Origin of the sequence: Microbulbifer sp. ARAS458-1 (assembly GCF_045348205.1) — a bacterium.
Taxonomy (GTDB): domain Bacteria; phylum Pseudomonadota; class Gammaproteobacteria; order Pseudomonadales; family Cellvibrionaceae; genus Microbulbifer.
In genome coordinates this window covers 306,780-319,764 of sequence record NZ_CP155838.1, presented here as the reverse complement: position 1 = coordinate 319,764, position 12,985 = coordinate 306,780, and the positions used below count along the sequence as shown (strand labels likewise).

General features: G+C 58.1%; 10 protein-coding genes. 6 read left to right on the top strand and 4 right to left on the bottom strand.

All coding sequences use genetic code 11. The annotated features are described in order from the left end of the window. Window positions 1–158: 158 nt before the first annotated feature. Complete coding sequence (locus AAFH99_RS01245; protein WP_043319645.1) at window positions 159–1,739, top strand: hypothetical protein; 1,581 nt, start codon at window positions 159–161, stop codon at window positions 1,737–1,739. A gap of 96 nt (window positions 1,740–1,835) precedes the next feature. Here the strand turns inward: AAFH99_RS01245 and AAFH99_RS01240 are convergent, their stop codons facing one another. From AAFH99_RS01240 to AAFH99_RS01225, 4 genes are read right to left on the bottom strand one after another with little or no spacing between them, the layout of a single operon-like run. After that, window positions 1,836–2,219, bottom strand: coding sequence for a VOC family protein (locus AAFH99_RS01240; RefSeq protein WP_406828446.1), 384 nt, complete (start codon window positions 2,217–2,219; stop codon window positions 1,836–1,838). Next, window positions 2,213–2,812, bottom strand: a complete 600-nt coding sequence (locus AAFH99_RS01235) for an FMN-binding negative transcriptional regulator (protein ID WP_406828445.1) — start codon at window positions 2,810–2,812, stop codon at window positions 2,213–2,215. The genes AAFH99_RS01240 and AAFH99_RS01235 overlap by 7 nt, the downstream gene beginning before the upstream one ends. A 2-nt stretch (window positions 2,813–2,814) precedes the next feature. Next, a complete protein-coding gene (locus AAFH99_RS01230) occupies window positions 2,815–3,600 on the bottom strand; it encodes a bifunctional 2-polyprenyl-6-hydroxyphenol methylase/3-demethylubiquinol 3-O-methyltransferase UbiG (RefSeq protein ID WP_043319642.1) in 786 nt (261 codons plus the stop codon). After that, entirely contained in the window at window positions 3,597–4,529 is a 933-nt protein-coding gene (locus AAFH99_RS01225; RefSeq protein WP_406828443.1) for a LysR family transcriptional regulator, read from the bottom strand. Before AAFH99_RS01225 ends, AAFH99_RS01230 begins: the two co-directional genes overlap by 4 nt. 153 nt (window positions 4,530–4,682) lie before the next feature. Here AAFH99_RS01225 and AAFH99_RS01220 point away from each other — a divergent pair, with 153 nt between their 5' ends. The 5 genes from AAFH99_RS01220 (at window position 4,683) to AAFH99_RS01200 (ending at window position 12,930) form a co-directional block, all read left to right on the top strand. Beyond that, a complete protein-coding gene (locus AAFH99_RS01220) occupies window positions 4,683–6,128 on the top strand; it encodes an NAD-dependent succinate-semialdehyde dehydrogenase (protein ID WP_406828442.1) in 1,446 nt (481 codons plus the stop codon). A gap of 225 nt (window positions 6,129–6,353) precedes the next feature. After that, complete coding sequence (locus AAFH99_RS01215; RefSeq protein ID WP_406828441.1) at window positions 6,354–7,667, top strand: aspartate aminotransferase family protein; 1,314 nt, start codon at window positions 6,354–6,356, stop codon at window positions 7,665–7,667. A 523-nt stretch (window positions 7,668–8,190) separates the two neighbouring features. Beyond that, window positions 8,191–8,982 (top strand): DUF6515 family protein, encoded by a 792-nt coding sequence (locus AAFH99_RS01210; protein ID WP_406828440.1) that lies wholly within the window; start codon window positions 8,191–8,193, stop codon window positions 8,980–8,982. 111 nt (window positions 8,983–9,093) lie between these two features. Next, window positions 9,094–11,385 (top strand): mechanosensitive ion channel domain-containing protein, encoded by a 2,292-nt coding sequence (locus tag AAFH99_RS01205; protein WP_051687226.1) that lies wholly within the window; start codon window positions 9,094–9,096, stop codon window positions 11,383–11,385. A gap of 138 nt (window positions 11,386–11,523) precedes the next feature. Further along, window positions 11,524–12,930: a rhomboid family intramembrane serine protease gene (locus AAFH99_RS01200; RefSeq protein ID WP_043319638.1), complete on the top strand. Its 1,407-nt coding sequence runs from the start codon at window positions 11,524–11,526 to the stop codon at window positions 12,928–12,930. The last annotated feature ends 55 nt before the right edge of the window (window positions 12,931–12,985 follow it).

Here is a 12,985-nt window from a genome sequence, read left to right as displayed (position 1 = left end):
CAGGATGAATTACAGGTTCTCGTTTAAGATTGTTCTTTTTTTAAACAGTGAAAACAGGTATTGTGGAATTTCGCGCAACGTCGTTCAAAAAGTGAACAGTTGCTTCTATTTGAGAAGATCTAGCGAAAACTCCGGGTGGTCAGAATATGTTTTCAAGAATGCTCGCATACTTGGTCGTTTTTTCCGGCGCATGGCTGTTTACCAGCGATGTAATGGCGGACAACCTAGCGAAAGACACCTGGTACGAAATTGACAGCGCTAACTTCAAGATCATCACCAACGGTGAGCCGGGCTCGGTGCGTCGCCTGGCGGAGGATCTGGAGCGCTACCGTGCGGTTGCGTTGGATTTGCTGGGTGCGAAAGACGATGGCGCCAAACTGACCATCTACGCCGCAGCGGATCGCGAAAGTTATGCCGGCCTGGTGGGGGAAGATCTTTCCGAGCTGACCAATGGTCTGTTCGATACCACCGCCGAGGGCAGCTACGCCCTGGTGAACCTGGATGGCCGCACCGGTGAGCGCCAGCTGGAAGCCCGGGAGTTCCTGTTTCACGAGTACACCCACTTCCTGAGCTACAACGGTACCACTACCCATTACCCCTACTGGTACAGTGAAGGCTTCGCCGAGTTCATGTCCACCATGACCTTTGGCCCGGGTAATACCTACGATATCGGCGCCATTCCCGGCGAGCGCGCCATGACCCTGCTGTATACAGCACCGGTGCCCCTGCAGGAGCTGCTGCGCGCTACCGTGTACAACACGCCGGATGAAGAGAAAGGGCGTGTGTACGCCAGTGGCTGGATGCTGGCCCACTGGATCGTGATGGAAAGTGGCAAGACCGAGGAGTTCAAGCAGTTCGTTGTGGACTACAACAACGGCGCCGATCCGGTTGAGGCGTTGACGAAAAACCTGGGTATGTCCATCGGTGAGATCGAGGATATCTACAACGAGAAGTTTCAAGATGGCCGTTTCAAGCTGGCGCGCGGCAAGGTGCCGGCGAACTTTACGCCGGAGCGCCCGAAACTGACGGTACTCAGCGGGCAGGAAACGGTAGTTGAGCTGGCACGCTTCCTGGTGAAATCCGGCTATAACCCTCACGGGATCCACGACCTGGTGAAGTATGCCGAGCGCGCGAACCTCTACTCACCGGAGCTGACCGCGGTGCGCGCCGACGCGGCGACCCGCGAGGGTGATTTTGACCAGGCCGCACGTCTGTTGGCCCAGGTAGCCCCTTCGGATCGCGAACACTTCTGGTATCAGAAGGCTCAGGCCTGGTTGTGGCTCAATCGTGAGATCAGCACCATGGGTGGCGATCGCAGCAAGGAAATGTTGAAAGGAGCCCGGGACAAGTTCGTCAAGCTGGTCAACAACCAGTCCAGTGAAGCGATGAACTGGTACGGCCTGGCGATCACCATGCAGATGATGGGGTACCCGAAAAAGCAGTATGTGGAAATGCTCGAACAGGCTTACCTGCGCGCGCCCCGCGAACTGCATATCGCCCAGTGGATGGCCCAGGAGTTGTACGATCGCAAAGATGCGGAGTATTTCGCCGAGGTGGCCCAACCGCTGATGCTGGAGCTTACCAATGAGGCCGAGTACAACCAGATGAAGATGATGCTGGCGGAGATGAAGCCGGCCATTGCGGACAAAGGCAATAACCAAAGTCAGATTCAGGGTAAGGCGTCGGTAAAAGACAAAAAAGCCAGCGGCGCTGGTGGTGCCACCAAGGCTACCCCCTGATACGGAGTATTTATCCGCTGAAGATAAACTGGCGGGGCGAAGCGTGACCGCGTTAGCGCGGTCACGCTTCGCCCCGTTTTCTATTTGCGCACAGATTTACTGTTCGTAGAGTTCGAGCGGTAGCCCATCCGGGTCACTAAAGAATGTGAAGCGCTTGCCGGTGTACTCGTCCACCCGCACCGGCTCTACCTCTACACCGCACGACTCCAGGCGGGCTTTCACCTCGTCAATGGATTCCACCACAAACGCCAGGTGGCGCAGTCCTCGGGCCTCGGGGTAACTGGGTCGCGCTGGTGCATCGGGAAATGAAAACAGTTCAATCTGGCCGCCGTTTGCAAGACGCAGATCCAGCTTCCATGAATCGCGCTGTGCGCGGTAGTTTTCCGCAATGATTTCCAGCCCGAGAACTTCCGTGTAAAAGTGTTTCGATCGTCGATAATCCGAGCAGATTATTGCGGCGTGATGGATGGTGTTCAGCATGACTCGATTGGGGGCTCCCACCGTTGGATGGCATCAGCCATCTCTGATTTCTGCTCCGCTCGCAATGCTTCCACCACACTTTGTCGGTCTTCTGTGGATCGGTTCTGACTTAGTTTGTACTTTCCCTGAATGTCGGAAATTTCTATTTCCACACCGGTAATTGCACGCAGTAGTTTGGGTGAGTACTCCGGTTGCCAGGGTTTTTCTGCTCCGGACTCATACTTTTGAGAAAGCTGATCAACCAGTGTCATCAGCCGCTCCGCATCATTAAATGTGCGCGCTGTTCCGTAGACATGCACGGACTGATAGTTCCAGGTCGGTACACCGGCAGACTGGTACCAGCGCGGCGAAATGTAGGCATGGGGGCCGTTAAAAATCACAAGTACCTGCTGGCCGTCTAATTTCTCCAGTTGTGGGTTCTGGCGGGCCAGGTGGCAGGTCAGCCGCTCACCATCCGCCGATAAGAGAAAAGGCAAATGGGAGGCTTCGGGACGATGATTGTGATTTGAGATCAATTGGCCAAATGCATTGTTGCGGATGAAGTGTGACAGCTCTTGGCGGTCGGATACGGAAAAGTGTTTTGGGGTATACATGACTAGTGTTTCTTCCAGCTGGCGATAAAAGCCATGGGCGGACTGAGTGGCGAGCTGGCCAGATCGCCACAATAATTTCCGATGTTGGATCGAGACTCCTCGAATGTCTGCAGCTGCAGGCCACTGGCGATCGCTGCGGAGAGTATGTCACTTAACGTGTGCTGGAAGTAATAATTGGGCTCTGCGTCGTACTTTTCACCAGAGAAATAATCCAGCCCGTGGGTATCAATCTGTGCCTCCCGGTTAAAGTAGGAATAGGCAATGTATGAGGGGTTTCCTTCTTCATACATATTGAGCACCGGGTGCATTTCTTCCATCAGCATGAAGCCGCCGGGTTTGAGAAGGCGGCTACAAACCGTAAAGAACTTTGCGAGGTCCGGCATCCAGTTCAGTACGCCTACGGTGATAGCGACAATATCGAATTTCCCGTGGTGATGCTCCGGCATTTCGTAAACATTGTGTGTTTCAAAATTTACATCTGAGTAGTGCGGATGGTTTGCAAGAGCGCGCGCTTGCTCGATGAACTTACTTGAGCCATCAATTCCCAGGCAGTATCCCGCCCCTTTGTTCTTTATCGACAGCAGGTCTTTTCCGTTATTGCAGCAAATCTGTGCGACGGATGAATCTGCTACAAGCCTGGAGTCAACAAGGCGATTAAATTCCTCGTGTAGAGCGTTGAAATCCGGCGCTTTGGTTTGGGCTGCCAGACCGGGGTTTCTGCGGTGGTGGATTTCCGCAGCCTGATCCCATGACTTCAGCGTTTGCTCTGTATAAAACTTGGTTTTCATGGCTTTACGTGGCTGTCGTGTATGCGTATGGAGGTGGTGAACAACTGCACCGCCGGCTGTTCCACCGCGCTGCTTTTACAGGTAATCGCATTCTGGATCTGGTAGCAGAAGCGCTCTGGCCTCAGTGCGGCCAGCTGCTCATTTCTAACATATTCCTCCGCCAGATAGGTGGGCAGGAAGCCGATAAATTTTCCCGACAGGATCATCGCCAGGCGCGCGGCCATATGGTTGGCGATGCTTTTGTTGGGGAACAGTCGGTACAGGTGCGCGGCACCGGACAGAACCGCGTGGTCCGGGGCGGCGAGCTCCTGTTGGGTAATCCGTTCATCATCGGTATCGACGACTGTGCACGGATGACCGGCGGCTGCGTAGAGCAGGGACTGGTGACTGAAAAGTGGCTGATAGCTGAGGCCGGGGCGGCGCGAGTGCAGCGGGTTGATGCCCACGTCCGCGCGGCCAGCGAGGATTTCCAGTTCCAGCTCGTGGGGTGCTGCCAGCTGGATATCCAGTTGCAATTGCGGCGCCCGCTCGCGCAGGCGCGCAATGGTGGCGGGCAGATCCAGCTGGGGCATGGCCAGGGCATCGTCCGGCAAGATCACCCGCAGTTTGCCGGTGAGCTGTGACTGGATGGCGTTGACCTGACTCTTGAAGGTGGCCAGGTGCCCGTCCAGTTCGAGGATGGCCTGGTACAGGGACTCGCCCTCGGGGGTGAGCTTGAAGTCCGCGCGCCCTCGGGAGCGGATACACAACTGCATGCCGAGGCGAGTCTCCAGGTCCGACAGGTGCACACTGATGGTGGAGCGGTTGATGTTGAGCGCGACCTCCGCAGGCGCTAGGCCGCCGGCCTGCACCACTTCGCGAAAGACCCGAAGTAGCCGCAGGTCCATATCACTGAGGCGGCCGGAAAGGGATTGGGTGCTTTTTGCCATGGTTGGGCTATCCGCGTTTGGGGTCTTCAGCGTGATGGTTTAGCAAAGTTTGATGGATCTAAATTTTAGTTGCAAAGATCTTACTATTCGCCATCAGACTCACGGGCCAGAATCCATGAGAAGCTTATATACCGGCTGATCAGGGAGTATTCGATGAAATTGAATAATAGCCAGTTATTGAAGACCCAGAACTACATCAATGGCCAGTGGTGCGAGGGCACCGGTAAGTTGGCGGTTACTGACCCGGCGACTGGAGAGTTGCTGGCAGAGATTGCCGATGGCAGCGCTGCCGACGCCGAGCGCGCGGTGGGCGCGGCCCACGACGCCTTCCCGGAATGGAGCCGCAAGACCGCGGCCGAGCGCGCAGCCGTACTGAAGCGCTGGTACCAGCTGATCGCTGAGAACCGAGAGGATCTGGCCCGCCTGCTGACCCTGGAGCAGGGCAAGCCACTGGCGGAGGCCATGGGTGAGATTGACTACGGCGCTTCCTATATCGAGTGGTACGCGGAGGAGTGTCGTCGCGCCTATGGCCAGACGATTCCCACGCACAACCCGGCCATGCGCCTGCACACCATCCGTCAGCCGGTGGGTGTGGTGAGCTGCATTACCCCGTGGAATTTCCCCAATGCGATGATTACCCGCAAGGCGGCGCCGGCGCTGGCGGCTGGCTGTACGGTGGTGATCAAGCCGGCGTCGGAAACGCCACTGTCTGCGCTGGCCCTGTGTGCACTGGCGGAGGAGGCCGGGTTGCCGGCGGGCACCCTGAATGTGGTGGTTGGCACCGACTCTGCGGCTATTGGCAAGGTGCTGACCCAGGACCCGAGGGTAGCGAAGTTTACTTTCACCGGTTCTACCCCGGTGGGCAAGCTGCTGATGGCCCAGTGTGCGAGCACCATCAAGAAGATGTCCATGGAGCTGGGCGGCAATGCGCCGTTCATCGTGTTTGACGATGCGGATATCGATGTGGCGGTGACCGCCTGTATGGCGACGAAGATGCGCAATGCGGGCCAGACCTGTGTGTCTACCAATCGAATTTATGTACACGAGTCGGTGCACGATGAGTTTGTGGATAAGTTGCGTGGGCAGATGGAGAAGCTGCAGGTGGGCCACGGCCTGGATGCGGGTACGACGTTCGGGCCGCTGATTTTCCGCCGGGCGGTGGATCGGGTGCATGGTCTTGTTGAAGAAGCGGTGGCGAATGGGGCGCGCCTTTTGTTGGGCGGGGATTTTCTGCCAAACGGGGAGAACTATTATGCGCCTACGTTGTTGACGGAGGTGCACGATGAGATGCGAATTGCGCGCGAGGAGATTTTTGGGCCGCTGGCGGTGGTGCAGAAATTCCGTGATGAGGATGATGTGATTCAGCGCGCCAATGATACGCCGTTCGGGTTGGCGGCCTATGTGATGAGTGAAAACATTCACCGGGCGAACCGGGTGGTGGAGGCGCTGGAGTACGGGATGGTGGCCTGCAACGCGGGTGTTTTCTCGACCACGGTGGCGCCGTTTGGTGGCTGCAAGGAATCCGGTATTGGCCGCGAGGGTGGTGTCGAGGGTATGGCCGAATTCTACGAGACCAAGTACTGCTGCTACGGAGTGTGAACTCCGTTGTAGATATTGAAACTTTTAACTTGTTGTAGTGGCGGCAAAGCACCGGGTATCTGTTTTCAGAACCAAACTAGGCGTCCCCCTGTGAACCCATCCCTGGGCGTTGCGGCGCAAACTTCCTGTTTGCGACGCTCCTGAAAACCTGTACCCGGCACTTTGCCTTCGCGTCGATATTTTTACTACGTTAGAGACACGTAAAAATTTTAATCGGAGAACATCATGTCCGAACTGAATACCAACGCATTCTGGATGCCGTTTACTCCCAACCGCACCTTCAAGGCGGCGCCGCGTATTGTGGAGCGCGCTGAGGGGATTTACCTGTTTGAGAAGTCTGGTCGCAAGATCATCGACGCCACTGCGGGCCTGTGGTGCTCCAATGCGGGTCACTGCCGCAGTGAGATTGCCGACGCGATTCATCAGCAGGCGATGAAGCTGGATTACAGCTCTATTTTCAATTTCGGCCACGAGCTGAGTTTTGAGTATGCGGAGCGCCTGGTGCAGTACACGCCGGAGCCGCTGAACCATGTGTTCTTCGGCAACTCCGGTTCCGAGGCGGTGGAGTCGGCGTTGAAGATTGCGCTGCAGTATCAGCGCGCACGGGGCAAGGGTTCACGCACGATGTTTATCGGCCGTGAAAAGGGTTACCACGGGGTGAACTTTGGTGGCATTTCTGTGGGTGGTATTGCGCCGAACTATCAGAGCTTTGGTCAGCCGGTGAAGGCGAACCATATGCGCCACACGCTGGATATTGAACGCAATGCGTTCAGCAAGGGCCTGCCCGAGCACGGTGTGGAGCTGGCGGAGGATCTGGAGCGTCTGGTGGCATTCCACGGCGCGGACCAGATTGCGGCGGTGATTGTGGAGCCGTTCTCCGGTGCCGGTGGTGTGGTGTTGCCGCCGAAGGGGTATCTGCAGCGCTTGCGCGAGATCTGTGACAAGCACGATCTGCTACTGATTTTTGATGAGGTGATTTCCGGCTGGGGCCGTACCGGTTCTCCGTTTGCCTCGGAAGAGTTCGGCGTGACCCCGGATATGATCACGTCCGCGAAGGGTATCACCAACGCCGCGGTACCACTGGGTGCGGTGTTTGTGAGTGACAAGATTTACAACACGGTGATGGATGCGGCGGCGGAAGGCATGGTGGAGCTGTTCCACGGCTACACCTATTCCGCGCACCCGGTGGCCTGTGCGGCGGGTATGGCGACGCTGGATATTTACGATCGCGAAGGGCTGTTGACCCGCGCGGGTGGGGATATTGGGTCCTACTGGGAAAATGCGCTGCACAGCCTCGCGGATCTGGACAATGTGATCGATGTCCGCAACTACGGCCTGGTCGGCGCTATCGAGCTGCGCGCGCCGGAAAATCTGAAAGGCAAATTCGGAGCCAAGGCATCGGCGCTGGCCTGGGATGCTGGTGTGATGGCGCGAGGCATTGGTGATGCGCTGTGTATGTCGCCGCCGCTGATTATCGAGACCCATGAAATCGACGATATCGTCGGCAAGCTGCGGGAGGTGATTTCCGGCCTGGCATAGCGCCCCCTTTCCCAAAAACTACCGATACGGGCGTGAACCATTAGCGCGGCTCTTCCGAGGAGCGCTAGTGGTTCACGCCCGTTTTTTGTCTGTGCGCTGCGCGCGCTCCAGGTGACCGGTACCCAGGTGACTATGGCGTTCTTCGCTACTTGATGGGGGTTATTCACCAGCGAAACTACACTGAATAAGTAGTCGGCCGAGCGGCAGGAATGGCGAAGCCGCTAGGTTTGTGCACTCTGCCGCGATCGCCGGTCACCCAGGGAGAGCGGCGCCTCCGGCTACTATGCGTGCGCGATCTTCCGCCGCCAGCCTTTCACGGTGGCGGGAGGTCGCGTGCTGCTGTTTCAGGTCGCATCGGTTGTTTCAGAAAGCGGCGAGACGCGGTAGTTGCTCGCCGTTTTCGTTGGTTTGCGCGAGGTTGTTGCTGGTGAATGTCTTCACATCGATTGGTTCTGCCCAAATCACTGCCACGCGGCGTTCCCGCTCGCTGGCGCTGTTCCCGCTCCCTGTCGCGAGCCTCGTTGTGCTGAGTCTGCTTGCACTGAGTTTATTTGCGCCGGAGGGCGCGCAGGCGCAGAGCGGTGGGCAGGTACCTCCCGCAGGCCAATCCAGTGGCGAGTCTGCCGAAGATTATGCGCGGGACCCGAATCGCCAGAAGCAGCTGCCCGCGGATGCCGTCCGGCTCACCCTGAGCGGAAACATCTATTTCTATCAGGGTGGTTATTTTTACCGCCAGGAAGATGACGGCTACCTGCGGGTGGAGCCACCACTGGGTGCAGAACTGACCTTCCTGCCGTATGGCAGTCAGGGGTTCGAAATTGATGGCCGCCAGTTTTTTCTGAGTGGTACAGGGACCTTTTACCGGTATGAAACGCGCCGTCGCAGTTATGTGGTGACCACGCCTCCCTATGAGTGGAGAAGGTACTATAACGGTGATCTGGTCGGCGCTTATGAAGACCGCCTCTATGGCTATCCCGACGCCGACCTCGAAGACCTGCGCGACCGCTCTGGTATTCCGCGCGCCTATCCGCCGCGCGCTGCCCGTCCCGATGGGCTCGGTGATGAAGGTATCCCCCTGTCTGAAGTGGAAGGTTACCGCGACCCGCGTCGCAGTGATTCCCGCCCTTACGCCAATGTGCGCCCGCCCTACGATGCCAATGGCGAGCGCTACGACAACCGCGCTCTGGCGGAGTCCCTGTGTCGCCAGGATGCCACCAGTGCCGCGCGCCGTGGCAGCAGCCTCGACAGCCAGCGACTGCGTATTTACCAGCGGGAATATCGAGACTGTATTCAGCGCTACGATCGTCAGCGCTAGCCGGCGCCAGTCCCGCGGCGCGGCTCATCTACACTGAAACAGATACGCGGTATACGGTGTCCTGCCGTGTGCCCGCGGTTGTGGTCTCAAGCGGTACAGGGAAGTTCCGGCATGGTCGCCAGTGACGCCCATAGCAAACAATCTTCACTGGCAGGATTCTGGCGGCTGCCGCTGCTGTGTCTGTGCTTTCTCGCGTTGCTGATTCCCCCGCCGGCCAGCGCCCAGCTCCCCTCCACCAAACCCAAAGAGTTCTCACCGGTTGTTCCCGACTTCAATGCGCTCGCCGCCGACTGGTGGACCCAGTGGCCGGAGGCGACACAGGAACAGAAGCAGCAGTGGTTAACGGATGTAGAAGGTGCCTGGAAGGAGTGGAGCAATAACCTGCCGGAAGAAGCGAAGCTGGATGAACGGGTCAAACAGGTAAACCAGCGCTTTGCCGGTATCCGCAAAACCTGGGAAAAAAGTGAAAACCTGAAAACCGTGCAGATACTGCCGGATGTGCAGTTTCCCGCGGAGCCGACGGTGTTGCAGTGGGCGGAGTCGGATGCGGCGGTCGCGCGTGGCCAGCAGCGCTATCTTGGGTTGCAGCTGGAAAAAAATCAGCTGGATGACGGCGTAGCGCTGTCTCTCAGTCGGCTGCGGGAGCGGGTGGTGGCGCTGCGGGATATTAACCGCAACGACCCCAAGTATCTGAGTGCCACCCTGAATGTATTCCTTGCCCAGATTACCCATCTCCAGGTTCTCGAAGAACAGCGACTGCTGAAGGAGCAGTTGGCAGCCTGGAATGAAGAGCTCACTTTCGCCCGCACCGAGCTGGAGCGCATGCTCAAGCAACTACAGTACAGTAGCGCAGTGGCGGAAAAACTGGCAGCCGCGCGCACAGAGGAGAAAACCAATCTACAGGAGCTGGCAAGAGAGCGCAGCGATTCCCAACACCTGATCTTTGAAAGCTCCGATGCCGCGGTGACCCTGGAGCAGCAGATCAAGATGCTGGTATTCAGTGTGGATGCACTGGAAAACCGTCTGCAGATTCGCAAGCAGGAGCTACTGCAGGCGATCAACAGTGTGCTGGCACCGGACGGTGAGGACGAGAAACTGTCCATCGACAAGGACCTGGTGGAGAATGCGGAGAAGGCGCAGGCCAACCTTTCGCGACAGCTCAATGTGCGCCAGCGCCAGATCGTCGCCTGGGTGGGTGAAGACGCCGAGGGTATGCAGAAATGGTGGCGCCAGTTCGAAAAAATCGACAGCGCGCTGGGGCGCACCAATGACCTGATTGATGATGTAAAACGTTACGAGAGCGCACAGCTGTATGTGTATCAACGCCAGCAGGGCTGGTGGAAAACGCTTGGCGAACGCTTCGTGCATCAACTGAAGGAAATACGCACGGGTTGGCGCAATCTCGCCAACTACAAGTTGTTCGCGATCAGTGAACAGGCGATCACCCTGAAAGATATCGCGCAGATGGCTCTGGTGATCATCGGTGCCTGGGCCTGCTCGCGCCTGCTCAATATCATCTTGCGGCGTATGGTGCACAAGAGCCGCACCACCGAACAGTCTGCCTACACCCTGTGGCGGATTCTCAATTACTGCATCGTCCTGATCACCTTTATCATCATCCTCACCATGGTGGGGCTGGATACCTCGAAGCTCACGTTGATTGCCGGTGCCCTGTCGGTGGGCATCGGTTTCGGGATGCAGGCGATTTTCTCCAATTTTATCTCCGGAATTATCCTGCTGTTCGAGCAGCCGTTAAGAGTGGGTGACCTGGTGGAGCTGGAGTCCGGCGTGTTCGGGCGTATCCGCGATATCAATGTGCGCTCCACTCGCATCACCACCCGCGATAATGTGGATATTCTTGTTCCCAATTCCGAGTTCGTCACCGGTCGGGTAACCAACCACACGCTGGAAGATCCGGTGCGTCGAATACACGTGATATTCGGCGTCGCTTACGGCACTGATCCAGAGCTGGTACGGGAGGCCGCCATGGCGGCGGCGGAGCGGGTACCGGTGACCTTTACCAACTGGCAGCGTAAAACCGAGGTATGGCTCACCGGTTTCGGTGACAGCGCGCTGGACTTCAAGCTGGTGGTCTGGGTCAACAGCAATGCGGTTTCTTCCCTTGGCGACTTGACGGCGCTGTACAACATCGAGCTGCTGCGCGAGTTCAAAGATCGGGGCATCGAGATTCCCTTTCCGCAACGGGACCTGCATGTTCGCAGTTGGGGAGAGGGGGTGCCGTTGGTTCCGCCCGACGGAGGAGATGGGTTGTCGGAGGTGTCTGCACACACGCAGAAACCGATTGAGCGGCGAGGTTCCGCGGGATCTGAGGACTGGCCGGATATCTCTGACGATGGCCCGAACGACGGGGGTGATGACGGAGGCTCCCCGTCCGGTCATTGATTCCGCATGTGCCAGCGGCGTGAAATGCCGCATTGTGTCCAGTCGGGCAGAATCCGGGGCTGACCTTAGTTACCAGGCCCTGTATTCTGGTGCCTTCTGATAACAATGGCCCACTGCCCAACCCACACAGGCCCGCCCTTGCTGATTATCCCCATCCAGAACAAACCCGACTGGCGCCGGCCACCACTGGTGTGTTTTGCGCTGATCCTCGTCAATCTATTGGTGTTCGTGCTGTATCAGAGCGGCGACGAAGACCGCTGGCGGGTGGCGGAAGAGTTCTACTTCTCCAGCGAGCTGCCGGTGCTGGACGAGGGGCGCTTCTATGAATTTGTCGATTCGGAAAAACCCGAATGGCGTACCCAGGCGCAGGGTGCCGGCGAAGAGTTTATTTACCAGCAACTGCTGTGGAGCCGGGAGTTCCACAACTGGCTAGTGATCCGGCTTGAACAGGAGGGCGCACAAGAGTGGCTGGCACAGCGGCAGGAATTTGCCGCGCGGCGCGACAGCCTGTCCAGTTTTGCCTTTGGGTTGATACCCGCGGAGCCGACTCTCAAGGGGCTGATTGGCCACATGTTCCTGCACGGGGGCTGGGACCACCTGCTGGGGAATATGGTATTCCTGCTGTTGTTTGGCCTGTCGGTGGAGCTGGCGTTGGGTGCCGCCTGGTTTATCGGTCTCTATCTGCTGGGCGGCCTTGCCGCTGCCGGACTGCATATGGGGGTGGAAGCGGGCAGCATGATGCCGATGATCGGTGCCTCCGGCGCTGTCTCTGCGGTAATGGGGATGTTTGTGGCGGTCTATGGTATTCGCCGCCTGCGCTTCTTTTATACCCTCGGCTTTGCCTTTGGCGAATTTACCGCACCGGCGCTCATGGTATTGCCCCTCTGGTTGGGCAAGGAAGTGTTCGGGTATTTCTTCGGCAGTGAGAATATCGCCTATTGGGCACATTTCGGCGGTCTACTGGCGGGCTTCGCCTGCACCATGGCCCTGATCCGCGTGCGCCCCAGTCGCGAGATACATGTGGAAGAAGATCTGCCGCCGACACCAGAGCAGCTGGCGCTGGCGCGCATTGAATCCCTGCACAACAGCGGCAAACTACTGGAGGCGGGTCAGGCCGCCGCCAGCGCGGTGCGTCAGCACCCGCAGTCCCTGGCACTTATCCACAAATCCATTGAATTGACCGCGCTGGCGCCGGAGAGTGAAGCTCATCACCGCGCCTGGCTGGCGTTGTTTGCCCTGGCGAAAAATCCGGAGCAGGCATTTGCCCCTGTGGCGGAAGGGTTACAGCGCTACCTCGCCGATACCCGTGAGCCCCGTGCATTGAACTCTGGGGTTTGCCTGGTGCTGGCTCAGCGCGCAGCGGGGGATAAACAGTGGGAACTGGTGGAAGTACTGCTGCAGCGCCTGCAGCAAAAGCAGCAGCGCCACCCGCTGATGGCGCGCCTGGCCAATGGCCTGGTGGAGCATTACCGCCGTTGCGGCGATGAAGAGCGGGCGCGCAAGGCGCTGGATTTTGCGCGTACCTTACAGCCGGCGACGGTTTAGAGCTCTACCCTTTGATGCGAAGGCGCCGATGCCGGGTAAAGCCTCGCGAGACCTT